Genomic DNA, 22,975 nt, shown 5'->3' on the forward strand with positions numbered 1-22,975 from the left:
TTTTGGGCGTTTCGCCCGATTGCTACCCGACGACCTCCGCGGCCACCACTCGCTTGCCCTGCCGGCCCGAGATGCGTGCCCACTCATCGGGGTTCGCCGTGTTTGGCATATCCTCGCTCTCGTCCTGCTCAGCGCGCACGGCCGCCCGGAGATGCTCCGCGGTAATCCCCTTCTGCACCGCGCCGGGCTGCTTATCGACGCCCACCGCCCCGATCCAGTCCTTAATCGCCAGCTTCTTCGCGCGGTCCACCACGTTGGCGATCATCGCGCCGGAGATGAAGTCGGAATAGTGGAGGAGCTGCGATGTGCCGTCGACAAGCTCCAAGCGCACAAACGGACGCGGGGCGAACATGGCGTCGGCGGCCGCGGCGATGAGCTCCTCGGGTGCCGCAGCGAGCGGGATAGCTGGCGTGATGTAGCGGGCGAGAATGTCTTCGGCCTCCGCGCGGTTCGGGCGCGAGACGCGGACCTTGATGTCCAGGCGTCCGGGGCGCAGGATGGCGGGATCGATGAGCTCCTCGCGGTTGGTTGCGCCGATGACGATCACATTGGCGATACCCTCGACGCCGTCGATCTCGGTGAGCAGCTGCGGCACCACGGTGGTTTCCATGTCGGAGCTGACCCCGGAGCCGCGGGTGCGGAAGATGGACTCCATCTCGTCGAAAAAGACGATGACGGGGCGGCCGCCCTCGGCCAGCTCGCGGGCGCGCTCGAAGATAAGGCGGATGCGTCGCTCGGTCTCACCGACGAACTTGTTCAGCAGCTCGGGGCCCTTGACGTTGATGAAGTGGGCCTGTCCCCCGTCGCCGATGCGCTGCGACAGCGAGTTGGCCACGGCCTTGGCAATCAGCGTTTTGCCGCACCCGGGCGGACCGTAGAGCAGAAGCCCCTTCGGCGGGGTGAGGTCGAACTCTCGATAGAGGTCCGGGTGCGAGAACGGGAGCTCGACCGAGTCCTGGATCATCTCAATCTGCGAGCTCAGTCCGCCGATGTCGGCGTAGGTGACGTCCGGAACCTCGTCGAGGGAAAGCTGGTTGACCTCGGTCTTAGGGATGCGCTCGAAGGCGTACCCGGCGCGGGTGTCCACCAGGACCGTATCGCCTGCGCGTGCGTGCTCCCGGAGTGGCTGCGCGAGGTAGACCAGGTGCTCGGCACCCTGTTGGTCCGCAATGATGGCGCGCTCTGTGCCGATCTTCTCGGACAGGGTGGCGAGCTGACCGACGGCTTCGTACCCGCAGGACTCGACGACGATGGCGCCGTCGGCCAGGCGGACCAGCGTGCCCGGGCGCAGCGCGTCCGGCGACACGGTCGGCGCGACCTTGACGCGCATGCGGCGTCCGGAGGTAAACACCTCGGCCTCGTGGCCGCGCGGGGATCCCTCGAGGAACACCCCGTACGTCGACGCCGGCTCGCCGAGTGCTTCCACCTGCGCATACAGGTCGTTGAGCTTGTCGCGGCTCGCTTTAAGCAGCTCCGCCAACTTCTTGTTCCGCGAGCTCATCGCCTGATTCTCGCGCTTGAGTTCCCGCAGCTCCGGGCCGAATGCGTCGTCGTTGATTGTGTTGCCAGCCATACCCACCACACTAGTGGGTGCCGGTAACAGCTACTTGCGTGCCCGGCGTTGCGGGCGCGGCGGCGTGACGCCGTCGGCAAGCCTGCGGGTCCACACGAGAAATGCCGTGTGCGCGTTCATGCGGTGCTCCGGACGGGTGGCCAGGCCCTCCACCTTCCACTCACGCAGCAGCGTTTCCCAGGCGCGCGGCTCGGTGAAGCACTTCGCCTCGCGGATCGCTTCCATGATGTTCATCAGCTGCGGCACGGTGGCCACGTACGTCATGAACACGCCGCCGGGGATGAGTACGTTTTTCACCGTGTCGATGAAGTGCCAGGGCTCGACCATGTCCAGGATGACGCGGTCGACCGGGCCGTCGAGGTCCTCGGTGGTGATCTCGCCGAAGTCGCCCAAGCGCGGGGTCCACCACTCCGGGGTGCCGTTGAAGTAATCGGCCACGTTGTCCTTGGCAAAGGCGAGGTGGTCGTCTCGGATTTCGTAGGAGAACACCCGGCCCTCGGGGCCGACCGCGCGCAACAGCGACATGGTCAGCGCGCCTGAGCCCGCGCCCGCCTCCAGCACGCGCGCGCCCATGAAGATGTCGCCCTCCACCAGGATCTGCGCGGCGTCCTTGGGGTAGATCACCGCGGCGCCGCGCGGCATGGACAGCACGTGGTCGACCAGGAGGTGGCGGAAGCACAGGTAGTCACTGCCAAGCGTGGATTTGACCACCGAGCCTTCGTCCGCACCGATGATGTCGTCGTGCATGACGATGCCCTTGTGCGTGTGGAACTGGCCGCCCTCGACCAATTGGATCGTAAAATGACGGCGTTTCGCGTCGGTGAGCTGGACTTTGTCTCCTGCTTGGAACGGGCCTGAATACATGCGCCTAAGTATGCCCTACTCGGCTCGCGCACCGTAAAACGCGGTGAGCGAGCGGACGAAGTACTCCATGTCGCGCGCGCCGCACAGCTCGCGCGCTGAGTGCATCGACAGCAGCGGCACGCCTACGTCGACGGTGCGGATGCCCATGCGCGTCGACGAGATCGGCCCGATCGTGGATCCGCAGGGCACGCTGTTGTTGCCCACGAAGGTTTGCGAGGGCACCTCGGCCGCGCGGCAGGCGCGGAGCCACTCCGCCTCGGTGACCGCGTCCGAGGCGTAGCGCTGGTTCGCGTTGATCTTGAGCACCGGCCCCCCGTTGAGGCGCGGCCGGTGCGTTGGGTCGTGCTTCTCCGGGTAGTTCGGGTGGACGGCGTGCGCGGCATCCGCGGAGACCTGGAACGATTCAGCAAACACGTCGAAGGGCTCGCCGACCTCGCGGGCGATGCGGGTCAGCACGCGCTCGAGGAGCGGGCCGCCGGCACCGGTGGTCGACGCGGAGCCGACCTCCTCGTGGTTGAATGCGGCGAGCACCAGGATGTCCTGGGCAGCGTTCTTCGCGGCCAGCAGCGCCTCGAGCGACGCCCACACGCTGGAAAGGTTGTCCAGGCGCCCGGCGGCGAGCATGTCCCCGAGCAGCTCGCCGCGCTGCGCGTCGGCGGTGATGAGCTCGTGGGACACGATGCGCTGCGGGTCCACGCCGGCAGATTCACCGACGAGCTCCATGAGCGGTCGATCCCCGCCGAGGACCGGCGGCGTGTGCGCCTGGCGCTCCACGGTGGGCGCGTCGGCGCGGTAGAGGTGGATTGCCAGGTTGGGCACGCGGGCGACGGCGCCGGTATCCACGAGATGCTGCGCGCCATCATCGGTGACCACCCGTCCGGCAAATCGCAGGTCTCGGTCCAGCCACGTCTGCAGGATTGGTCCGCCGTACACCTCCACCGCCACCTGGCGCAGGCCCTCGCGCTGGAAGTCCGGCTGCGGTTTGGCCATCAGGCCCGGCGAGTCCGTGTGGGAGCCGACGATGCGGAAGCGCGGGCGCGGGTGCTCGGGGACCCACCACGCGAGCACGGCGCCGCCGTCGACCAGGACGTGGCCGCCGGGTGCCGCCGGGTCGGCGGGGGCGGGCGACGTGGCGTCGATAAGCGAAAAGCCCTGCGCGGTGAGTGCCTGCGCGACGTTGTACGCGGCGTGGAAGGCGCTGGGGCTGGTGTGGAGGAAGTCGATGAAGCGAGCGTGCATACCTCCACTCTAAGATGTGGGACACGATGACTCCACGACCGCTCGCACTTTCCCCGTCCCGCGCCTCCGACTACCAGCGCTGCCCGCTGCAATACCGGCTGCGCACCATTGACAAGATTCCGGAGCCGACCACGGAAGCACAGGTCAAAGGCACATTGGTGCACGCGGTGCTCGAGGAAATGTTCGGCTGGCCGCGCGAGGCACGCACGTTCCCGGCCGCCGTCAAGCGCATCAAACCGGCGTGGGAGGAAATGTGCGAGAAGGACCCGAGCTGCGCGGAGCCGATTGACAACGAACTGGCGCTCTTCCAAGCCGCACGCGAGCTGCTTCGCGGGTACTTCCACATGGAAAACCCGCTCGGTTTCGACGCGCACGAGCAGGAAATGTACGTGAACACCGTCCTGCCCAATGGGGTGCCCGTGCGCGGATTCATCGACCGTGTGGACATCGCGCCCACGGGCGAGGTTCGCGTGGTGGACTATAAGACCGGGAAGAAACCACTGCCCCGCTACTCGCAGGACGCGCAGTTCCAGATGCGGTTTTACGCGCTCGTGTACTGGCGGCTGTTCCAGACCATCCCCACCCAGCTGCGGCTGATGTACCTCAAGGTTATGGACTCGATGATCCTCACCCCGTCGCGCGAGGAGCTGGAGTACTTCGAGCGCGACCTCGCGGACCTGTGGGCGAAGATCGAGGCGGACGGGAAGGACGGTCACTTCCGGCCGAAGAAGTCCAAGCTGTGCGGCTGGTGCGCATTCCAGGACCTGTGCCCGGAGTTCGGTGGGACGCCGCCGAAGTACCCGGGCTGGCCGGGCTCCGCGGCGGACGGCCGCGCGGTAGACGGCCCCGCGGCGGAGGAGGCGTCGCAGGACTAGAACAGCCCGGAGACGCGACCCTCGCTGTCGACGTCGATGTTGTTCGCCGCCGGCTTCTTCGGCAGGCCAGGCATGGTCATGACGTCGCCGGTCAGCGCGACGACGAACCCGGCACCGGTGCGCGGGACGAGGTTGCGCACGTGCAGCGTGTGTCCCTCCGGGGCGCCGAGCAGCTGCGGGTCGTCCGAGAACGAGTACTGTGTCTTGGACACGCACACCGGCAGCGTGTCAAAGCCGTTGTCCTTGAGCATCTTGAGGTCGCGCAGGGCGGCCGCCGAGTACTGGACGTTGTCTGCACGGTAGATCTCGCGCGCGATGGTCTCGATAGAGGCCTCTATACCGTTGGCCGGGTCGTAGAGCTGCGTGGACGTGCCCTCGGTCAAGTTGTCCAGCAGCGTGGTCGCCAGCTCCGTGGCCCCCTCGCCGCCCTTGGCCCACACGTCGGCCTCCGCGATGGCCACGCCGGTGCGCTCCGCCCAGTCGCGGACCCACTTAAGCTCCGCCGGCGTGTCCGTGTCGAAGCGGTTGAGGGCGACCACCGGGGTCACGCCGAACTTGCGGATGTTGTCCACGTGGCGCTCCAGGTTGGCAATCCCCTGCTCCAGCGCGTCCACGTTTTCCTGCTTGAGCTCCTCGCGCGCGATGCCGGCGTTGTACTTGATCGAGCGCACGGTGGCAACGACGACTGCACCGGCGACGTCCAGGTCGCCGTAGCGGGCCTTGATGTCAAAGAACTTCTCCGCGCCCAGGTCGGAGCCGAAGCCGGCCTCCGTGAGCACGATGTCTGCGTACTGCATCGCGGTGCGGGTGGCCAGCAGCGTGTTGCAGCCGTGCGCAATGTTGGCAAAGGGGCCGCCGTGGATAAACGCGGGCGTGCCGCCGAGGGTCTGTACCAGGTTCGGGTGAATCGTCTGCTTGAGCAGTGCCGCCATCGCCCCCTCCGCGCCGAGGTCGCCCGCGGTGACCGGCTTCTGGTCGTAGGTGAGGCCAACGGTGATGTTGGCCAGGCGCCGCTTGAGGTCCTGCAGGTCCGTGGCCAGGCCGAGGATAGCCATGATCTCCGAGGCGGCGGTGATGGTGAACCCGGTCTGCACCGGAACACCGCTGGTCGGCCCGCCGAGGCCGGTGACCACGTTGCGCAGGGAGCGGTCGTTGACGTCCAGGCAGCGCTGCCAAGTGACGCGGCGTGGGTCGATGCCCAGCTCGTTGCCCTGGTGGATGTGGTTATCAATCAGCGCCGCGAGCGTGTTGTTGGCCGAGGTGATGGCGTGGAAGTCACCGGTGAAGTGGAGGTTGATGTCCTCCATCGGCACGACCTGCGCGTAGCCGCCACCGGCCGCGCCGCCCTTGATCCCCATGACGGGGCCAAGGGAGGGCTCGCGCAGCGCGACCATGGCGTTGTGGCCGAGGAGCGAGAGGGCGTCGGTAAGCCCGATGAGCACCGTGGACTTGCCCTCCCCGGCGGGGGTTGGGGACACGCCGGTGACCAGGACAAGCTTCGCCTTCGGCTGACCCGGGTGCTTGGTCACGTCGACCTTGGCCATGTGCGTGCCGTACGGGATGAGCGCGTCGGCCGAAACGCCGGCCTTCGCCGCAATGTCCGAGATGGGCGCGAGTTGGTGCGCCTGCGCGATCTCAACGTCGGATTTCGGGGTGTGGTTTTGGGACGCAGATTGCGTTGCTGTGGTGTCTGACATACCACCACAGTACCCGGTGCCAGGGACGCCACCCCCCGTGCGATGTGTCGTTAGAGCACGAGCGCGCCGATGCCGTACCCCAGCAGGATCGCCGTGGAGATGCAGACGACGCCGGGGGCGATAAACGGGTGGTCAAAAACGTATTTGCCGATGCGGGTACTGCCGGTGTCATCCATCTCCACCGCCGCGAGCAGCGTCGGGTAGGTCGGCAGCACGAACAGCGCCGAGACCGCCGGGAAGGCGGCGACGGCGGTGAGCGGGCTCACTCCGATGGCGAGCGCTGCCGGCATGAGCGCCTTCGCCGTTGCCGCCTGCGAGTACAGCAGGCACGCGGCGAAGAAGAGGACCACGGCCAGCAGCCACGGCTGCGCCTGCAAAACGGTGCCGGCGACCGCCTGGATGTCGTCGATGTAGTAGTTGATAAACGTCGTGCCGAGCCACGCCACGCCCAGGACGCACACGCAGGCGGACATCCCGGAGCGGAACACCTGGGTGGTGAGCACCTCGGCCGCTGCGTGCTTGGTCACCCAGAGGATGATGGCGGCGGCTGACAGCATGATCGCCATGATGGCCTCGTTGCGCGGCACCGTCGGGTTCGGAATGAGCCCGATCTGGTCCGAGATCAACGTGGCGTAGGCCATCACGATGAGGATCGCGGCGACGAAGATGCCCACCGAGGTTTTCGCGCCCGCCTTCGGTGCGAACTCCGCGGACGCCTGCGGCTGCGCGACGAGCCCGTCAGCCACACGCTGCTGGTACACGGGGTCGTCCTCGAGATCCTTGCCCAGGCGGTTGGCCAGCCACGCCGTGGGGAAGATGGCCAGCAGCGTCGCCGGGAGCATCACCGCGAGTAGTTGCAGATAGCCCACCCCGTGATCCTCCAGGAGAGAGGCCATGAACACGACGGCCGCGGAGATCGGCGAGGCCACAATAGCCATCTGCGAGGCAATGACCGCGACAGAAAGCGGCCGCGACGGACGCACCTTGCCCTCCTTCGCCACCTCAACGATCACGGGGAGCGTAGAGAAGGCGGTGTGGCCGGTGCCCGCCAGCACCGTCATCAGCCAGGTGACCACCGGCGCGTACACGGTCACCCGCTTCGGGTTGCTGCGCAGGAACCTCTCCGCCAGGTACACCAGATAGTCCATTCCGCCGGCGAGCTGCATGGCGGAGATCGCCGCGATCACGCACATGATGATGCCGATGACGTCGAACGGGATCGCTTCCGCGCTCACCGGGATGCCGGTCGCGCCGAGGAGCAGCACCCCGAGCCCGCCGGCGAAACCGATAGCGATGGACCCCATCCGCGCGCCCAGCACAATGGCGCCGAACAGGATGATGATGTGCACGACGAGCAGCAGCGACACAGACCATTCCCCTCACGAGTTCAACGAATATAAATCGCGTACCATTATCGCCCGGATGGTACGACCATTCCAACTCGCGGTGCGTGCCCCTCCCCTGCAACGCGGGTGCCTGCGCCTATCGACGCCACGCCACCGGCACCCGCGCACCCCCGATCAATGTGGCGTGCTCGTTGTCGGCCTAGTCTTCGTCGACGTAGAGCTTCCCGCGGTACTCCGGGTGCATGAGGTTTTCCTTGCTTAGCACCGCGTCGAGCTCCTCCTCGCTGAGCAGCCCCTTCTCCAGGACGAGCTCGCGGACGCCGCGGCCGGTCGCCGCGGCCTCTTTGCCAATCAGGTCGCCGTTGTGGTGGCCAATCACCGGGTTGAGGTAGGTGATGATGCCGATCGAGTTGGCAACGTAGGCCTCGCACACCTCCGTGTTGGCGGTGATCCCGGTGACGCACTTCTCGCGCAGCGTGCGCGCCGCGTTGGAGAGCAGCGAAATCGAGCTGAACAGTGACTGCGCGATCACCGGCTCCATCACATTGAGCTGCAGCTGGCCGGCCTCCGCCGCCATGGAGACGGTGAGGTCGTTGCCAAACACTTTGAAGCAGGCCTGGTTGACTACCTCGGGGATGACCGGGTTCACCTTCGCCGGCATGATCGACGAGCCGGCCTGGCGCTCCGGCAGGTTGATCTCATTGAGGCCGGCGCGCGGCCCGGAGGACAGCAGGCGCAGGTCGTTGCTGATCTTGGACATCTTCATCGCAGCGCGCTTGATCGCGCCGTGCATCATGACGTAGCCGCCGGTATCCGAGGTCGCCTCGATCAGGTTCGGGGACGCCTGGATCTCCAGCTCGGTGACCTCGCGCAGCGCCGCAACAACCTGGTCGCGGTAGCCCTTCGGCGTGTTGATGCCGGTGCCGATGGCGGTCGCACCCAGGTTGATCTCCAGGAGCACGTTCGCCGCGTTGACCAGCGTGCGGTTCTCCTCGCCCAGGTTCTCGCCGAAAGCGGTGAACTCCTCGCCCAGCGTCATCGGGACGGCGTCCTGGAGCTGCGTACGTCCCATCTTGATGATGTCCGCAAACTCATCGCCCTTGGCGCGGAACGCCTTCTGCAAGAGGTCGAATTCCTCGATGAGGCCCTGGACGGCGTAGTACAAGCCGAGGCGGAAGCCGGTCGGGTACGCGTCGTTCGTCGACTGCGACATGTTCACGTCGTCGTTCGGGTTGATCTCGCTGTACTCGCCTTTGTCCTTGCCAATGTGCTCCAGCGCAAGGTTCGCCACGACCTCGTTGGTGTTCATGTTCACCGAGGTGCCGGCGCCGCCTTGGAACGCGTCGATCGGGAACTGGTCCATGCAGCGCCCCTCTTCCAGGATCTGGTCGCAGGCCCACACGATCGCCTCCGCTTTCGCCTTGGGCAGCGCGTGCAGGCGGCGGTTGGCCAGCGCCGCAGCCTTTTTCACCTGCACCATGCCGCGAATAAAATCGGGCACATCATTGATCGTTTCGCCGGAGATTTGGAAATTCTCCATGGCGCGCAGGGTGTGGATGCCGTAGTAGACGTCCGCCGGGACGTCCATCGTGCCGAGCAGGTCTTCTTCTTTGCGAGTCGTCATGCGGACCATCGTACGGAACGGACTTTTACCGCTCATCATTTGCCCGCTTCGGGGGTGAAAACTAGAGGCGCGCGATGCGCAGCTCAGTGGCGATCGTGCCCTCTGTGCCCAGCTCAGCCAGCTGATCCATCATCTGGTTAGCCGTCGCGCGCGGGACCATCGCGCGGACCGCAACCCAGTTCTCGCGCGACAGCGGCGAGACCGTCGGCCCCGTGATGCCCGGGGTCAGCGCCAGTACCGCGTCGAGGTTATCGCGGCAGACGTTGTAGTCGATCATCAGGTAGTTGTGCGCGTTGAGGATGCCCTCGATGCGGTTGAGGACCTTCACGTGGGCGTCGTCAAGCTGCATGCCCTGGCGCTTCACGACGACCGCCGCGCTGGAAATAATCGGCTCGCCGAACGGAGCGAGCCCCTGCTGGCGGAGGGTGGCGCCCGTGGAGACGACGTCCGCGATCACGTCGGCGACGCCGAGCTTGATTGAGATCTCCACTGCCCCGTCGAGGCGGATGACCTGGCTGGGGGTGATCCCGCGCTGGGCGAGGTAGTCCTCCACGAGGTGTGGGTAGGAGGTGGCGATGCGCTTGCCTGCGAGGTCCTCGACCGCCCACTGCTCACCCTGCTTCGCGGCAAAGCGGAAGGTGGAGGAGCCGAACCCGAGGTCCAGGACTTCCTCGACCTGCGCGCGGGAGTCTGCGGCGAGGTCGCGGCCGGTAATTCCCAGGTCGAGGTGGCCCTGGGCAACGTAGATGGCGATGTCCTTCGGGCGGAGGAAGAAGAACTCGACGCCGTTGGGCTCGTCAACAATATTGAGCGCCTTGTTCGCGCCGCGGCCCTTGTACCCGGCCTCCTTGAGCACCTGCAGCGCGTGCTCCGAGAGCGAACCCTTATTTGGAACGGCGAGCTTGATCAACGATTTCTCCATGGGTGGTTCTCCGCTGGGGATCTAGAGGTACTTGTACAGGTCGTCCGGGGTGAGGCCGCGCTTGAGCATCATCACCTGCGTCCAATAGAGCAGCTGGCTCATCTCCTCGGCCAGCTCCTCGTCCGACTGGTATTCGGCGGCGATCCAGACCTCGCCGGCTTCCTCGATGATCTTCTTCCCAATGAAATGCGCGCCCTTGTCCAAGGCGTCAACCGTGCCGGACCCAGCCGGGCGGTCTGCGGTCCTTTGGGTCAGTTCTGCGAAAAGGTCATCGAAGGATTTCACGCCTTCAAACCTTAGCGGACCTCGCGCGCCGCCGTGGCAAACCAGGAAAAGAGATCCTCCGCGGTGGCGCCGACAAAGCGAGCCGGGTCGAATTGGTAGACCCCACTCGGGACCGGGTCGCCGAGCCCGAGGACGCGGCACCCGGACTCCGCGGCGGCGGACATGCCAGTCCAGGAATCCTCCACGACGAGACACTCCGCGGTGGGAGCACCAACCCGGCGCGCTGCCTCTTCGTACATGTCGGGTGCCGGCTTGGGGCGGGTGACCTCGTCGCCCGTGATGGAGTCCGTGAACAGTGCCGCGCCGATGGCCGCGATACAACGGTCCGCCAGAGTGCGCTCCGTGTTCGTTGTGACAAACATGGGCACCCCGGCAGCGCGCAGCTGTTCGAGCAGGGGGCGGATGCCCGGGTTGAGTTCGATACCGCCGGCCAACTTCTCGGCCATGCGCTGGTACATCCAGGCGCGGAGCTCGTCCTGCTCGCCGTTGGCAAGCTCGTAGCCCGCCCACCGCGCGCAGATACCCAGGGATTCCGCGAAGCTCGCGCCCTCAGTCTTCTTGCGCTCTTCAGGGGACAGCCTGCGTCCGAGCTTCTCCGAGAGTTCGAACGTGGCCTCCGCCCAGAGGGGTTCGGTGTTGATGAGAGTGCCGTCCATGTCCCAGAAGATGGCTGCTGGAGCGGCGATCGCGCTACTCAAAGTCGGGCAGCTCCCCGAGGGCCTCATCGTCCGCGCCGGACGCGATTGCGGCGCGACGGACCACGTCCGCAAGCTCCGACTTCTCCTCCGGTTCGAGCACCGCGTACTCGTGCTTGGCGTTGAACTGCTCCAGGTTGTCGTAGAACGGCTGCACGAGGGCCTTTAACCGCTCTCCGTCCGGCGATGACTCAATGAGGTCGAATGCGTCAAGGAACATCTCGATGATCTGCTTGAGCTCCGGCAGCGCCTCCGGGTCGAACGGCTGCTCCCACAGCTCCTTGTCGCTTTCTTGCAGGTAGGAGCCGGTGGCAAAGGTGCGGAGGTCATCGATGAACTGGTCAACGTCCGGCTGCAGTCGGGCGCGAATCGAGGTCTCTGGTTGCGTCATGCTTCCCATTGTGATCGACTACGCGAAAACGCGCACCCCGAGCAGGCCGTCGATCGCGTTCACCAGGATGTTGTCGTGGTCGCCGCGGGCCATGTCCAACACCCGCAGGGCGCGCGGGGTGTCCAGGTCGTCCGCCAGCGCGGTGCGCAGCTCGTTGACGTTGGCCAGTGCTTCCGCCTCCGTGACGGGTTGCGCGAGTCGCTCCTGCCAGCGGGCCAGGCGCTGCTCTGCGGCCTCGAGGCCGCGGTAGGAAAAGTCACGGTCCTCGCGGTAGTGCCCGGCAAACACGGCGAGTCGGATCGCGGCGGCGCTGTGCCCTTGCGCGGTCAGCTTGTGCACGAACACGAGGTTGCCCAGCGACTTGGACATCTTCACGCCGTTGAGGGCGATCATGCCCGAGTGCACGTAGTGGCCCGCCATGCGCGGTTCCGCGTAGGCCGCCTCCGCGTGCGCGGCGGAGAACTCGTGGTGTGGGAAAGCGAGGTCTGAACCGCCGCCCTGGATGGCAAAGGTGCGCCCCAGCCGGTTCGTGGCAATTGCGGAGCACTCGACGTGCCATCCGGGGCGCCCCGGGCCGATCTTGGTCTGCCACGCGGGCTCGCCCTTGCGGGGGCCGCGCCACACCAGTGCGTCGAGCGTATCCTGCTTGCCTTCGCGGTCGGGGTCGCCGCCGCGCTCTGCAAAGAAGGTTTCCATCGTCGCGCGGTCGTAGTTGGACTCGTAGCCAAACTGCTCGGTGGCGTGAATGGACGCGTACACGTCGCCCTGGTCGAGGCGGTATGCGGAACCGTTGTCCAGCAGCGTTTGCACCATGGCGGCAACTTCGTCGACAGCTTCCATCGCGCCGATGAAGTCGCGCGGCGGGATCACGGAGAGCTCCTCCATGTCACTGCGGAACAGGGCAATCTGGCTGCGGCCGAGCTCGCGCCAGTCCACGCCGTCACGATCCGCGCGCTCGAAGAGGGGGTCGTCCACGTCGGTGACGTTCTGGACGTAGTGCACCTTGTGGCCGTTGGCCAGCAGCTGTCGGTGCACCAGGTCAAAGGTCAGGTAGGTCGCGGCGTGCCCGAGGTGCGTGGAATCGTACGGGGTAATGCCGCAGACGTACATGCCCACCTCTCCGTTGGCGTTCGGCGAGACGTCGACGGCATGAACGTGTTGATCCGCGGTGTCGTACAGCTGCAGGGGGCGAGGGATGCCAGCAACAGCAGCGACATGAGGAGTAGGCCAGGATTGCATGGCCACTACCCTACCCACTGCTGCCGGGGGCTCCGCTAATCGACGCTGTGCGCTGGCCCCATGGCTCTTAGCCTGCCGCCATCACGCCGGTTCCCAGCAGCAGCATGACCACGAGGCCGAGCGGGATGCGGTACGCGGCGAACCAGGCGAAGGAGTGGTTGGACACGAACTTCAGCAGCCAGGCGATGGAGACGTAGCCAAGGACGAACGCGATGGCGGAACCAATGAGGAGTTGGCTGCCGCTGGCGGCTTGTCCGCTTTCGGGGTTGAAGGCGTCGGGAAGCGAAAAGAGGCCCGACGCGAGCACTGCGGGAATGGCGAGCAGGAAGCTAAAGCGGGTGGCCACCTCGCGTTCGAGGTTGAGGAACAGGCCGCCGGAGATGGTGCCGCCAGAGCGGGAGACGCCCGGAATCAGCGCGAGGCACTGCCAGAAGCCCATGAGCACGGCGTCCTTCATGGTCAGGTCCTCGAAGCCGCGGGTCTTGGTGCCGCGGCGCTCCGCAAGAATGAAGACGAGCGAGAAAATGATGAGCACCGTCGCGGTAATCCAGAGGTTGCGGAAGTTGTCTCGGATGAGGTCCTTGAGCAGGACGCCCAACACAGCGACGGGGATGGTGCCGGCGATGACCATCCAGCCCATGCGGTAGTCAAAACCGCGCTTGTCCTTGTTTGCAAGGCCGACGAACCAGCCGGAGAGGTAGCGCCAGATGTCCTTGGCAAAGTAGACCAGGACCGCGAGCTCGGTCCCCAGCTGAATGACGGCGGTGAAGCTCGCGCCGGCGTCTTCGCCCCAGAAGAGCTGCGAGACGATGCGGAGGTGCCCGGACGAAGAGACCGGAAGGAACTCGGTGAGCCCCTGCACGATAGAGAGGACGATGACCTGAACCCAGGACATGGATTCGGCCAACTGTGTCGGATCAGTCATGGCAGAACACACTACCCGCGAGTGGCTGCAGGGACCGAACACACACGGCCGGAGCGAAGCTGGCAGGTTGCTAGGGTTAGGGGTTGTGAAATACGGAAAGAGATTTGCCGTTGCGCTCGCGGCCGCGACGTCCTTGGCGCTCGTCGCCTGCGGTTCGGATGTGACGGGTGACCAGCTGGAAGAAAGCATGGGCAACGCGACGCCCGATCCGTCGCCGCAGGCCGCGGACCCCGCCGGGACGGTCTTCCCCTTCGACGCCATCGAAGACCTCGACACCACCGACGGCGTGATCGCCGTCCGCACCGCCAATGCACTCACGGTGGGCACCCTCGACCAGCTGCGGGACGGCAGCGCCGCCGCGCACCCGCTTTCCGGCGAGTGCGGCGATGTCTCTGCAAACGCGGGCACGTTCGCGCTGGGCTGCGGCACCTCGATCATGCTGGTGCGCGCCGATGACCCCGGGCAGGCGGACACGCTCGATGTGGATGAGCGCGTAACGTCCGCGACGGTGACTTCCAGTGGTGACGTGCTCGCCGGCAGCAACAGCGAGCGCGATGTCTGGCTCTACCGCGACGGTGAGCTCGCGGACACCTTCTCGGTGGCGCGCGAGACCGACCAGCTCCAGGCCGTACCCGTCGACGGCCAGGCGGACAGCGTCGTGCGTACCAACCGCTTCGACACCACCGTCCAGGACATCGATTGGGGCAACGGGCGCCAGGGCGGCACACTGCGCGCAGGTCTCGGTGTGGGCAAGATCGCCGCCGGGGCGAATGGTCTGCTGCTTGCCGCCGACGCCACGGGCGACCAGCTCCTCGTCTACACCACCGACGACATCATCCGTCTGCACCAGATGGCCCCGGTCCCGGAGAGCCCGTGGGACGCCGCCTGGGACAACAGCAACCAGGTCGCGTGGGTCACCTCGACGGCGACGAACACCGCCACCGGCTACGACATCTCGCGCGGCGTTCCGCTTCAGCGGGGTGAGCTGGCCACGGTGGGCGATGCGCAGAGCATTGCCACGCTTGACGACGCCACGCTGCTCATCGCCTCCGCCTCCGGCGGCGGCCTCCAGGTCGTTGAGCCGGACGAGCTCCACCTCGACGAACTGCCGGCGGCGACCGCAGCGGCCGACGCCCCGACCCAACAGTCTCCTTCCTCCCAGCACAACGAGGGTTAATCATGACGTTTCTCAAAAAAGCAATGCACTCCCTGCCCGACGGTACGCAACTGACGAAGGCTTCCGAAGCGGCCTACGACGCGGCGTACGCCGCCGCGCTGAAGGCGATGTTCCTCCTTCCGCCCGAGCGCATCCACGGGATCATCAACGCAGGCTTGCGCGCGCTGCACGTGGCGAGCCCGGTGAACCGACTCGCGGAGCGCGTCGTGCGCGTGCACGACTCCGCGCTCGAGCAGGAGTGCTTTGGCGTTCGTTTCCCCGCGCCGCTGGGCCTTGCCGCCGGCTTTGACAAGAACGCGTCGTCCCTCGACGCGTGGGGCGCGCTCGGCTTTGGCTACGCGGAGGTCGGGACGGTCACGCCGAAGGCGCAGCCCGGTAACCCGGCTCCGCGCCTGTTCCGCCTCCCCGCGGACAAAGCGATCCTCAACCGCATGGGGTTCAACAACGACGGCGCCCTGCCCGCCGCGCTGAACCTGGACGCCCGGAAGTCGGACGACATTGTGGGCATCAACATCGGCAAGAACAAGACGGCGACCGACGCGGTGGCGGACTACCGGGCCGGCGCCACCGTGCTGGGGCCGCACGCTGATTACTTGGTGGTAAACGTGTCCTCGCCAAACACGCCCGGCCTGCGCGACCTCCAGGCGGTTGAGGAGTTGCGCCCGATCCTCTCCGTCGTTGCAGAGTCCACCGCCACTCCGGTGCTGGTCAAGATCGCCCCGGACCTCTCCGACGAGGACATCGACGCGGTCGCCGACCTGGCCGTGGAGCTGGGGCTCGCCGGCATCGTGGCCACCAACACGACCATTTCGCGCGAGGGCCTGCGCACCCCCGCGGATGAGGTGGAAGCGATGGGCGCCGGTGGCATCTCAGGCGCGCCGCTGAACGATCGCGCCCTTGAGGTCCTGCGCCGGCTGCACGCGCGCGTGGGCGACCAGCTGACGCTCATGAGCGTTGGGGGTATTTCCACGCCGGAGCAGGCGTGGGAGCGCATCGCCGCAGGCGCCAGCCTTCTCCAGGGCTACACCGGGTTCATCTACGGCGGTCCGGCCTGGATCAGCCGTATTCACCGCGGGATCGCGGCGCAGGTGCGCGCCCACGGGCTGGAAAACATCGCGCAGGCGGTGGGCAGCGAGCTGCCCTACCTGCGGTAGTCGCTCCCCCGCTTACGCCCGTGGGCGTGTAGTGCGTCGCAGCACGATGGCGCAGAGTAACGCTGCGACGCCCCACAGGGCGGGCCAGTACGTCTGCGTGTAGAAGAGCGTGTGCGTAGGCAACGCGACGCCCAAGCCGATGAGCACGAGCGCGATAATAAGCGCGGCGACCTGCGTGCGCGAACCCTCGTGCGAGGTGCTCACCGTAGCGAACGCGCCGATGATCACCGCAGCGATGAGGACGGTCAGGGTTTGGAGTGTGAGGGCAAAGAGCTCCTCACCACGCAAGACCGAGAGAATAGTAAAGAGGAAGAGCGCGGCGGCGAGCGTGATAAACGCTCCGCCGACGCGAAGTTGAAGCGGGGCCATGACGGATCGGTCTACTTGGTCTCGGTCCAGCCCCACGCGATCGCGCGGCCCACGCTGTGGAAGTACAGGTTAAAGCCGAGCTGCGTCGGGTTCGCGATCTGGTCCGCCGGCAGCTCCTCCACGTCGACCGCGTGCACCGCGAACAGGTAGCGGTGCGGGCCGTGCCCCACGGGCGGGTTCGCGCCGTAGAAGCCAGGCGCGCCCGAATCACCAACCAGCTGGATCGCACCGACGCCCAAGTCCTCCTTGGACGCATCGCCGGTCGCAATGGACTGCGTGCTCACCGGAATGTTGAACGCGGCCCAGTGCCAGAAGCCAGAGGTCGTCGGCGCGTCTGGGTCGTAGCACGTAATGGCCAGGGACTTGGTCCCCTCCGGAAGGTCGGACCAGGCCAGCTGAGGCGACGTGGCATCGTCGCCGACCAGGGAGTCGGGCAGCTCGGCGCCGTCCTCGAAGTCGGTGGAGCTAAGCGGGAACGACGGCAGGTCCTTCAACGCTGCGTACGGGTCCGGGCCGGGAAAACGGTCTGAAACGTAGGAAGCAGTCATACAGATATTTCTACCCCAGCGCTGTGACTTTCGCCATGATTTTCACTAAAAGTTCTGTGGGAACACGGCGTGATGCGTGATGGGCGGGAGCGGCAGAATGCCAAGGGTGTGGTTTGGAAGCGCAATTGTGTCCATTGCACCCTAAAAAGCGGTGTTGTGCAGGCGATTTGTGTGTTTTACGCCGTGCACCTTATAGTGTTTCAAGTGCCCAGCCGAGAGGCTGAAACACCCGGCCCGGGTGGCGGAATGGCAGACGCGCTAGCTTGAGGTGCTAGTGTCCTATTAACGGACGTGGGGGTTCAAGTCCCCCCTCGGGCACAACCGACCGGCCTCCTACGATGGAGGCCGGTTTTCTTTTTGTACAAGGAGGTTTGGCGGTGGCGAAGCGTCACCCTACAGCGCGCCCCTCAACCGGTCGGATCGCGCTGCTCGCGCTCGCTGCGGTGGGGTTCGTAGCCGCGTGGTGGCTCCTGGACGTCCCCTCCCTCCCCACGCTCCGCACGTGGGCGGAATCGACCGGCCCCTGGTTCCCGCTCGTTTTCTGGCTGCTCTACGTACTCATCACGCAGTTCCCCATCCCTCGGACGGTCATGACACTGTCTGCGGGCATCCTCTTCGGCACCGGGCTCGGCATCGCGCTCTCGCTGACGGCGACCACGGTCGCCGCGGTCATCTCGCTCCTCATCGTGCGATTCCTGCTGCGCGATTGGGTCGAGCCCCGCCTCACCCACCCCGCCGTGCAAAAGATCAACGCGCGCCTGGAGCAGCGCGGCTGGCTGGCCGTGACCAGCCTGCGCATGATCGCTGGAGTCCCCTTCTCCATCATGAACTATGCCGCAGCACTCACCCGCGTACGCGTCCTTCCCTTCGCCATCGCCACGCTCCTCGGCTCAGCGCCCAACACCGTGCTCGTCGCAGTCTTCGGAGACACGCTCACGGGCCACGCCAACCCGTGGGTCATCGTCGCCGTTGTCGTGTTAGCAGTGCTGGGTGTCGGGGGCTTGCTTATCGACGCCACCCTGCCCACCCGCGACACGCCCACCCCGAAGAGTAAAGGCCTGAACGTAGACCAGGCGTAACATCTCGGTCATGATTGCAGTCCACGCGAGGTACCGGGGAAGGGATAAGGCGCGCGCCGAGGTCGTGCGGCGCTCGGCTGAGGCGCTCGCGACGCTGCCTGGCGTCGGCGAGTTTGAACTGTGCAGCGTGGAGGACATCCGCGCCGATGTCGTCGGGCCCGAGCACGCGCTCAACGTGATCATGGCGCTACTCTCCGACGGCGACTGGGCCATCGGCCTGGGGATCACGGGACACGGACGCGCCGTCTTCGCGGCGACAGATGCGGTGGGCACGCGACCCGCGCAGGTGAAGGTCGTAGTGGACACGCCGGACCCGGGCACCTCCGCAAACGACATCGAGGCGACGTTCGCGCTCCTGGGGTATGTGCTGCACAAGCGCACCCTGGAAGGCCGAGAGGCCACCTCGCTGGTGCGAGGTGGCCTCAATCAGAACGAAGCGGCTGCGGAGCTAGGCATCTCTAAGCAGGCGATAAGCCAGCGGCTGCAGGCCGCCGGCTGGCAGGCGGAGCAGTCGGGGTGGAAGCTGGCGCTGAACCTGCTCACGCAGGCGTCGCAAAGCGCTTAATGCGCTACCCCTGGTACGGGCGATTCGGTTCGTCGGCCGGCAGCGGATCCTGCGGGCCCGCACCGAGTTCACGGCGACTGCTTCCCGGGGCAACCTGCGGGGCGTCTTGCGTCGGATCCGGGTCGTCGACATGCTTGTTGGCCACCGCGCGGGCCTCGGCGAGCGCCTTAGCCAGCTCCGGGTCGGTCGAGGTGTCGAACCAGGAGTCCGTGTTTTCCGCCTCCGCCATCTCCTTGGTTTCCTCGTCCACGTTTGCAGGTTCGTAGCGGAACACGCCGTCCTCGCCCTTGCCCGCGAACGCCTGCGCAAACTGCTGCAGCGAGTCGCCGAACTGGGACGGGATCATCCACATCGTGGCCGCTTCGTTTTCCGCGATCTTGGGCAGCTTCTCCAGGTACTGGTACGCCAGGAGCTCCGGTGTGACGCCTGAGGACTTCACGGCCGCGTTGACCTTCTGGATCGCGCGTGCCTCGCCCTGTGCGGCCAAGTACTTCGCGGCGCGTTCGCCCTCTGCGCGCAGGATCATAGCCTGACGCTCCGCCTCCGCGTTCAGAATGGCGGCGTGCTTCTCGCCCTCGGCGGAGAGGATGCGTGCTTGCTTCTCGCCCTCGGCAGTTTTGATGTCGGATTCGCGCCTGCCCTCTGCGGTGAGGATCATTGCGCGCTTTTCTCGGTCCGCCTTCATCTGCATCTCCATGGACTGCTGGATCGACGGCGGCGGTTCAATGGCCTTAAGCTCAACTCGGCTGATACGAAGGCCCCACTTGCCGGTGGCCGCGTCAAGTTCGCCGCGCAGGCGGCGGTTGATGGTTTCGCGGGAGGTCAACGTCTCTTCAAGCGTCATGCCGCCAACCACGTCGCGCAGTGTGGCGGTAGAAATCTGCTCCACGCCGACGAGGTAGTTGTCCACGCCGTAGATGGCCTTGGCGGGATCGTTGATCTGAAACGTGACCACCGTGTCGATGGCGACGGTGAGGTTGTCCTGCGTGATCACGGCCTGCGGCGGGAAGGACACGACGCGCTCGCGGGTGTCCACGCGTGCGCGGACGGAGTCAATGAACGGGATGAGGAGGGTCAAGCCACCGGAGACCGTGCGGGTGTAGCGGCCAAGCCGCTCGATCACCGCGGCTTCACCCTGTGGAATCAGTTTCACCGATGCGAAGAGGAGCGCCGCCACCAGCGCAATGATGACGACGAGGACAATAGTTGGGCCCATCTAACGTTCCTTCCAGACGACCGCGACAGGGCCGTCAATGTCTGCCACTGTGACAATATCGCCGGCGACGATCGTGTCCGCCGGATCCAGCGACCTCGCGGACCAGATGGAACCGTCCATCCGGACCTGGCCGCCGGTGGGGCCGAAGGCCTCGAGCACCTCCGCGCGCTGCCCCACCAGGGCTCGCGGGGAATCGTCGTACACCTTCGGCTGGTGGTAGCGCTTGTGCAGGTAAGGCCGCAAGAAAAACCAGAACGCCGCCGAGGAGGCGGCGAACGCGAGGACTTCCGCCCACAGCGGAACCCCGGCCAGTGCCACCCCGGCGGTAGTGAGTGCGCCGGCCCCGAGCATGAGTAGCGTGAACTCACCCACCGCCAATTCAAGGCCGGCGAGGACAGCTGCTGCGACAAACCAAACGAGTGCTCCCACGTGCTCAAGGTTACAGGAGCTTACAGATCCTCTTTGGACAACTCTGGATTGGTGACAAAGTCGACGAGCCGTTCTACGGCGCCGATCAGGGTCGAGTCGAGATCGCGGAACGTCTCCACCGCCGAGTACACACGGCGCCACCCATCCTTCGGGTCCGACCAGCCGAGGCGTTTGCACACGCCCGTCTTCCAGTCCTCCCCGTACGGCACGTCTGGCCAGGCGGGGATTCGCAGCTTCTCCGGCTTCACCGCGGCCCAAATGTCGATGTATGGGTGCCCCGTCACGAGCACGTGTTCGCCGACGTTGCGGACCAGGCGCGACTCCTTCGTGCCCTCGACGAGGTGGTCTGCGAGCACGCCGATTCGGCGCCCAGGCCCCGGCTGAAACTCGTCTAGGCGCGCCTGGAGGTTGTCCAACCCTTCGAGGTACTCCACGACGACGCCTTCGACGCGGAGGTCGTGGCCCCAGACCTTTTCCACAATCGCGGCGTCGTGAATGCCCTCGACCCAGATCCGGCTCGGCATGGCCACCTTCGCGCGGACATTTTCAACCTTTCGGGACCCCGAGTTGGAGCGCTTCGGCCCGGAGTCCTGCTTGGGCACGTAGCGGGTGAGCGTGACGCGCTGTCCCTCCACCATGAACGCGCCGGGCAGCATCTTAAACAGTCGTTCGGTGCCGTAGCGGTCTTCGAGGCGGACGAAGTCGCCGTCGTAGGTGCGCTCAAAGCCGATGACGGCCCCAACGAAGTCGTTGCCCACGATCTCGACGATGATCCCGGGCTTTGCCGGCATCTCCGGGTAGGTCGGGCGCTTGCGTCGCGCATGACCCTGAAAAATGTCTGCTCCGTAGCGGTCGTCATAGCTCATAGTGACCAGAGTGTATCTTCCCCAACCCCCAGTTCCTGTTAGGATACCCCGGATGCAAACTCGTGCCGAGGTCTATTCACCGCTCCAGAACACCGCCGTGTGGCTCGCCGCATGGCTGTATAACGTCGAATCCAGCGACGAAACGATGGACGCCTTGCGCGACCTCGGCGGCACCCACGAATACCTCGGCGGACCGTTATTGCCGCTGCTTCGCGACGTCCGCGCCGCCGCCGACCTGGACACCCCGGGTCCAGCGGTCCGCCTCATCCTCTGGGGACCGGGCCAGGCCGCCGGACTCATCGCAGGCAGCCCCGCTATGGAAGCTCTCACCCCGGCCGGCGCGATCGTCGTCCGTGGCGCGGACCAATCGCACATCCTCGTCCCCGAGTACACGGGCGCGTCCGTGCACTGGCGGTGGTTCGAGGAGTCCCGCCGGCTCCCGGAGCCCGCGTGGCTCAGCCCCGGCGAGGCCGACGCGCTCCTGTCCCAGGCAACCAACCAGGCAGCAGTGCTTATCGACGCCACCCGCTCCGCCAACCCCGCAAACCAAGTACTTCGCGAACTCCCCCACCCGCGCCTGACTGTGGGGACGCTCGCGGACTTCTACGACACACCCGGCTTGCCCGCGGGTGTCACGCCGCGCGCGGCGAAGCTGTTCGCCCGTGCTGACCGGGTGGCGGCGATCATTGAGACAGTGACCGACCGGTTGGACGATCACTCCTTCGACCCCCAGCTCTTCGCGCTGTGGCGCCATATCCGCACCGCCCGCATGGCAGGCGTCGCCGACGCGGTGGTGGACTACCAGCGCGAGTACGCGGGGTCCACCGGCGGTGCTTAGCCGTTGAGCGCGCGGGCGGGCCGCTTCTGCGGCTCGCAGCACCCTTCGCAGCACGGGGCGCCGTTGCGGGTGCAGCCCTGGACGGTGAGCGTCGACAGGCTCGCTGGTTGCTCGCCCCGGGCGACCGCCTCCGCGATGTCGACGACCATGGACGCAAACTCCTGGGTCAGCCCGACGGTCGCGACGCGGTCCAGCGTGACCCCGCGGTTGTCGCAGGCGTGCTGCAGCTCAGTGTCCAGGTCCCACACGACCTCCATGTGGTCCGTAATGAACCCGATGGGGACGCAGATGAGGTGCTGCACGTTGGCGTCGGCAAGCGCCTCCGCCCGGTCCACCACATCCGGCTCGAGCCACGGCGTGGCCGGGTTGCCCGACCTGGACTGCCAGACCACTTCGTAGTCGGGCGCGCCAGCGCGCTCCGCGACGAGCCGCGCGGCCTCCGCGACCTGCCGGGAGTAGAGGTTTGCGTTATCGGGGCCGCCCGAGGCGACATCGGCCGCCGTGGGCACGCTGTGGGCAGTAAACAGCACCCGGTAGTCCTTCCCCTGTGCCTGAGCGAGCGCGTCCTTGAGGCCTGCCGCCACCTGGTCGATGAACGCCTCGTTGCCGTAGAACTGCCACAGCTTGGTGAACTCGACCTCGGGTGCCACTTCGCGCATGCGCTGGATGTCCTCGTCGTACTGCCTGCAGGCGGAATAGCCGCCCCACGCGCTCGTGGCGAAGACGAGGACGCGGCGCGCGCCGTCTGCGGCGAGCTGCTTCGCGGTGTCCTCGGCAAACGGGTGCCAATTGCGGTTGCCAAAATAGACGGGCAACTCGATCCCGCGGCGCTCCAGCTCGGCGTTGATGTTGTTGATCAGCGTGCGGTTCTGCTGGTTAATGGGGCTCACACCGCCAAAGTGGAAGTAGTGCTCGCCGACGGTAGCCAGCCGTTCCTTGGGAATGCCCCGGCCGCGCGTGACGTTCTCCAAAAACGGAATAACCTCGTCCTTTCCCTCGGGGCCGCCGAAGGAAAGGACGAGGAGTGCATCGTAGTCAGATAGCTTCATGCCACTGATG

General features: G+C 66.3%; 24 protein-coding genes and 1 tRNA gene. 7 read left to right on the forward strand and 18 right to left on the reverse strand.

The features are described from left to right. Window positions 1-22 precede the first annotated feature (22 nt). Genes arc through OVO38_RS04270 form a run of 3 tightly spaced genes read right to left on the reverse strand, consistent with a single transcriptional unit; the run spans window position 23 to window position 3,676 of the window. On the reverse strand, window positions 23-1,573 hold the full coding sequence (gene arc, locus OVO38_RS04260) for a proteasome ATPase (protein WP_267207833.1): 1,551 nt from the start codon (window positions 1,571-1,573) through the stop codon (window positions 23-25). Window positions 1,574-1,603: 30 nt separating this feature from the next. After that, window positions 1,604-2,437 carry a tRNA (adenine-N1)-methyltransferase gene (locus OVO38_RS04265; RefSeq protein ID WP_095276590.1) on the reverse strand — a complete coding sequence of 278 codons (834 nt, stop codon included), beginning with the start codon at window positions 2,435-2,437 and terminating at the stop codon, window positions 1,604-1,606. A gap of 15 nt (window positions 2,438-2,452) precedes the next feature. Continuing rightward, window positions 2,453-3,676 carry a M18 family aminopeptidase gene (locus OVO38_RS04270; RefSeq protein ID WP_267207834.1) on the reverse strand — a complete coding sequence of 408 codons (1,224 nt, stop codon included), beginning with the start codon at window positions 3,674-3,676 and terminating at the stop codon, window positions 2,453-2,455. 26 nt (window positions 3,677-3,702) lie between these two features. On the opposite strand from OVO38_RS04270, the gene OVO38_RS04275 reads away from it, so the two are divergent. Beyond that, window positions 3,703-4,551 carry a PD-(D/E)XK nuclease family protein gene (locus tag OVO38_RS04275; RefSeq protein WP_416358568.1) on the forward strand — a complete coding sequence of 283 codons (849 nt, stop codon included), beginning with the start codon at window positions 3,703-3,705 and terminating at the stop codon, window positions 4,549-4,551. On the opposite strand, the gene OVO38_RS04280 is transcribed toward OVO38_RS04275, so the two are convergent. The 9 genes from OVO38_RS04280 to OVO38_RS04320 form a co-directional block, all read right to left on the reverse strand. After that, on the reverse strand, window positions 4,548-6,248 hold the full coding sequence (locus OVO38_RS04280; protein ID WP_267207836.1) for a formate--tetrahydrofolate ligase: 1,701 nt from the start codon (window positions 6,246-6,248) through the stop codon (window positions 4,548-4,550). The two genes, OVO38_RS04275 and OVO38_RS04280, sit on opposite strands and share 4 nt — an antisense overlap. A gap of 50 nt (window positions 6,249-6,298) precedes the next feature. Then, the gene (locus OVO38_RS04285; protein ID WP_095536831.1) at window positions 6,299-7,606 is read right to left on the reverse strand and encodes an anaerobic C4-dicarboxylate transporter; all 1,308 of its coding nucleotides are present in this window, start codon (window positions 7,604-7,606) and stop codon (window positions 6,299-6,301) included. 187 nt (window positions 7,607-7,793) lie between these two features. Continuing rightward, the gene (gene aspA, locus OVO38_RS04290) at window positions 7,794-9,218 is read right to left on the reverse strand and encodes an aspartate ammonia-lyase (protein WP_095548237.1); all 1,425 of its coding nucleotides are present in this window, start codon (window positions 9,216-9,218) and stop codon (window positions 7,794-7,796) included. A gap of 61 nt (window positions 9,219-9,279) precedes the next feature. Continuing rightward, on the reverse strand, window positions 9,280-10,128 hold the full coding sequence (gene hisG / locus OVO38_RS04295) for an ATP phosphoribosyltransferase (protein WP_267207887.1): 849 nt from the start codon (window positions 10,126-10,128) through the stop codon (window positions 9,280-9,282). A 33-nt stretch (window positions 10,129-10,161) separates the two neighbouring features. Next, complete coding sequence (locus OVO38_RS04300; RefSeq protein ID WP_095536592.1) at window positions 10,162-10,425, reverse strand: phosphoribosyl-ATP diphosphatase; 264 nt, start codon at window positions 10,423-10,425, stop codon at window positions 10,162-10,164. 11 nt (window positions 10,426-10,436) lie between these two features. Next, on the reverse strand, window positions 10,437-11,150 hold the full coding sequence (locus OVO38_RS04305) for an HAD family hydrolase (protein WP_416358569.1): 714 nt from the start codon (window positions 11,148-11,150) through the stop codon (window positions 10,437-10,439). Then, complete coding sequence (locus OVO38_RS04310) at window positions 11,116-11,520, reverse strand: hypothetical protein (RefSeq protein WP_095536154.1); 405 nt, start codon at window positions 11,518-11,520, stop codon at window positions 11,116-11,118. The genes OVO38_RS04305 and OVO38_RS04310 overlap by 35 nt, the downstream gene beginning before the upstream one ends. 9 nt (window positions 11,521-11,529) lie before the next feature. Next, window positions 11,530-12,750: a cysteine--1-D-myo-inosityl 2-amino-2-deoxy-alpha-D-glucopyranoside ligase gene (gene mshC / locus OVO38_RS04315; protein ID WP_267207838.1), complete on the reverse strand. Its 1,221-nt coding sequence runs from the start codon at window positions 12,748-12,750 to the stop codon at window positions 11,530-11,532. Between the two features lie 67 nt (window positions 12,751-12,817). Then, window positions 12,818-13,675, reverse strand: a complete 858-nt coding sequence (locus OVO38_RS04320; RefSeq protein ID WP_095536156.1) for an undecaprenyl-diphosphate phosphatase — start codon at window positions 13,673-13,675, stop codon at window positions 12,818-12,820. A gap of 85 nt (window positions 13,676-13,760) precedes the next feature. Between OVO38_RS04320 and OVO38_RS04325 the strand changes: the two genes are divergently transcribed. Beyond that, window positions 13,761-14,852: a hypothetical protein gene (locus OVO38_RS04325; protein WP_233126964.1), complete on the forward strand. Its 1,092-nt coding sequence runs from the start codon at window positions 13,761-13,763 to the stop codon at window positions 14,850-14,852. 2 nt (window positions 14,853-14,854) lie between these two features. After that, window positions 14,855-16,006, forward strand: a complete 1,152-nt coding sequence (locus tag OVO38_RS04330; protein ID WP_416358570.1) for a quinone-dependent dihydroorotate dehydrogenase — start codon at window positions 14,855-14,857, stop codon at window positions 16,004-16,006. Window positions 16,007-16,018: 12 nt separating this feature from the next. Here OVO38_RS04330 and OVO38_RS04335 read toward each other — a convergent pair whose 3' ends face one another. Together OVO38_RS04335 and OVO38_RS04340 are read right to left on the reverse strand one after the other, a co-directional pair. Beyond that, the gene (locus OVO38_RS04335; RefSeq protein WP_095276562.1) at window positions 16,019-16,375 is read right to left on the reverse strand and encodes a hypothetical protein; all 357 of its coding nucleotides are present in this window, start codon (window positions 16,373-16,375) and stop codon (window positions 16,019-16,021) included. An 11-nt stretch (window positions 16,376-16,386) separates the two neighbouring features. Continuing rightward, window positions 16,387-16,923, reverse strand: coding sequence for a YbhB/YbcL family Raf kinase inhibitor-like protein (locus tag OVO38_RS04340; RefSeq protein WP_095545745.1), 537 nt, complete (start codon window positions 16,921-16,923; stop codon window positions 16,387-16,389). Between the two features lie 232 nt (window positions 16,924-17,155). Between OVO38_RS04340 and OVO38_RS04345 the strand changes: the two genes are divergently transcribed. The 3 genes from OVO38_RS04345 (at window position 17,156) to OVO38_RS04355 (ending at window position 18,567) form a co-directional block, all read left to right on the forward strand. Next, window positions 17,156-17,241: transfer RNA gene (locus OVO38_RS04345), tRNA-Leu, on the forward strand. 59 nt (window positions 17,242-17,300) lie between these two features. Beyond that, entirely contained in the window at window positions 17,301-18,002 is a 702-nt protein-coding gene (locus OVO38_RS04350) for a TVP38/TMEM64 family protein (RefSeq protein WP_267207839.1), read from the forward strand. Between the two features lie 10 nt (window positions 18,003-18,012). Then, complete coding sequence (locus OVO38_RS04355; protein WP_095536158.1) at window positions 18,013-18,567, forward strand: MarR family transcriptional regulator; 555 nt, start codon at window positions 18,013-18,015, stop codon at window positions 18,565-18,567. Between the two features lie 4 nt (window positions 18,568-18,571). Here OVO38_RS04355 and OVO38_RS04360 read toward each other — a convergent pair whose 3' ends face one another. Genes OVO38_RS04360 through OVO38_RS04370 form a run of 3 tightly spaced genes read right to left on the reverse strand, consistent with a single transcriptional unit; the run spans window position 18,572 to window position 21,078 of the window. After that, complete coding sequence (locus OVO38_RS04360) at window positions 18,572-19,783, reverse strand: SPFH domain-containing protein (RefSeq protein WP_095536159.1); 1,212 nt, start codon at window positions 19,781-19,783, stop codon at window positions 18,572-18,574. Further along, window positions 19,784-20,212: an NfeD family protein gene (locus OVO38_RS04365; protein WP_267207840.1), complete on the reverse strand. Its 429-nt coding sequence runs from the start codon at window positions 20,210-20,212 to the stop codon at window positions 19,784-19,786. A 20-nt stretch (window positions 20,213-20,232) separates the two neighbouring features. Then, window positions 20,233-21,078 carry a DUF3097 domain-containing protein gene (locus OVO38_RS04370; RefSeq protein ID WP_095545747.1) on the reverse strand — a complete coding sequence of 282 codons (846 nt, stop codon included), beginning with the start codon at window positions 21,076-21,078 and terminating at the stop codon, window positions 20,233-20,235. 52 nt (window positions 21,079-21,130) lie between these two features. Here OVO38_RS04370 and OVO38_RS04375 point away from each other — a divergent pair, with 52 nt between their 5' ends. Beyond that, window positions 21,131-21,916 carry a hypothetical protein gene (locus OVO38_RS04375; RefSeq protein ID WP_095548184.1) on the forward strand — a complete coding sequence of 262 codons (786 nt, stop codon included), beginning with the start codon at window positions 21,131-21,133 and terminating at the stop codon, window positions 21,914-21,916. On the opposite strand, the gene OVO38_RS04380 is transcribed toward OVO38_RS04375, so the two are convergent. Further along, window positions 21,913-22,965 carry a ferrochelatase gene (locus OVO38_RS04380; RefSeq protein ID WP_267207841.1) on the reverse strand — a complete coding sequence of 351 codons (1,053 nt, stop codon included), beginning with the start codon at window positions 22,963-22,965 and terminating at the stop codon, window positions 21,913-21,915. The two genes, OVO38_RS04375 and OVO38_RS04380, sit on opposite strands and share 4 nt — an antisense overlap. Window positions 22,966-22,975: the final 10 nt, after the last annotated feature.

Origin of the sequence: Corynebacterium sp. Marseille-P8863, assembly GCF_946902955.1 — a bacterium.
GTDB classification, from domain to species: Bacteria; Actinomycetota; Actinomycetes; order Mycobacteriales; family Mycobacteriaceae; genus Corynebacterium; species Corynebacterium gottingense.

Excerpts from the sequence above, each read along its gene's own strand:
- arc (WP_267207833.1), bottom strand. The coding sequence starts at position 1,573 with ATGGCTGGCAACACAATCAACGACGACGCATTCGGCCCGGAGCTGCGG.
- OVO38_RS04265 (WP_095276590.1), bottom strand. The coding sequence starts at position 2,437 with ATGTATTCAGGCCCGTTCCAAGCAGGAGACAAAGTCCAGCTCACCGAC.
- OVO38_RS04270 (WP_267207834.1), bottom strand. The coding sequence starts at position 3,676 with ATGCACGCTCGCTTCATCGACTTCCTCCACACCAGCCCCAGCGCCTTC.
- OVO38_RS04275 (WP_416358568.1), top strand. The coding sequence starts at position 3,703 with ATGACTCCACGACCGCTCGCACTTTCCCCGTCCCGCGCCTCCGACTAC.
- OVO38_RS04280 (WP_267207836.1), bottom strand. The coding sequence starts at position 6,248 with ATGTCAGACACCACAGCAACGCAATCTGCGTCCCAAAACCACACCCCG.
- aspA (WP_095548237.1), bottom strand. The coding sequence starts at position 9,218 with ATGACGACTCGCAAAGAAGAAGACCTGCTCGGCACGATGGACGTCCCG.
- OVO38_RS04305 (WP_416358569.1), bottom strand. The coding sequence starts at position 11,150 with ATGAGGCCCTCGGGGAGCTGCCCGACTTTGAGTAGCGCGATCGCCGCT.
- OVO38_RS04310 (WP_095536154.1), bottom strand. The coding sequence starts at position 11,520 with ATGGGAAGCATGACGCAACCAGAGACCTCGATTCGCGCCCGACTGCAG.
- mshC (WP_267207838.1), bottom strand. The coding sequence starts at position 12,750 with ATGCAATCCTGGCCTACTCCTCATGTCGCTGCTGTTGCTGGCATCCCT.
- OVO38_RS04320 (WP_095536156.1), bottom strand. The coding sequence starts at position 13,675 with ATGACTGATCCGACACAGTTGGCCGAATCCATGTCCTGGGTTCAGGTC.
- OVO38_RS04330 (WP_416358570.1), top strand. The coding sequence starts at position 14,855 with ATGACGTTTCTCAAAAAAGCAATGCACTCCCTGCCCGACGGTACGCAA.
- OVO38_RS04335 (WP_095276562.1), bottom strand. The coding sequence starts at position 16,375 with ATGGCCCCGCTTCAACTTCGCGTCGGCGGAGCGTTTATCACGCTCGCC.
- OVO38_RS04340 (WP_095545745.1), bottom strand. The coding sequence starts at position 16,923 with ATGACTGCTTCCTACGTTTCAGACCGTTTTCCCGGCCCGGACCCGTAC.
- OVO38_RS04355 (WP_095536158.1), top strand. The coding sequence starts at position 18,013 with ATGATTGCAGTCCACGCGAGGTACCGGGGAAGGGATAAGGCGCGCGCC.
- OVO38_RS04360 (WP_095536159.1), bottom strand. The coding sequence starts at position 19,783 with ATGGGCCCAACTATTGTCCTCGTCGTCATCATTGCGCTGGTGGCGGCG.
- OVO38_RS04370 (WP_095545747.1), bottom strand. The coding sequence starts at position 21,078 with ATGAGCTATGACGACCGCTACGGAGCAGACATTTTTCAGGGTCATGCG.
- OVO38_RS04375 (WP_095548184.1), top strand. The coding sequence starts at position 21,131 with ATGCAAACTCGTGCCGAGGTCTATTCACCGCTCCAGAACACCGCCGTG.
- OVO38_RS04380 (WP_267207841.1), bottom strand. The coding sequence starts at position 22,965 with ATGAAGCTATCTGACTACGATGCACTCCTCGTCCTTTCCTTCGGCGGC.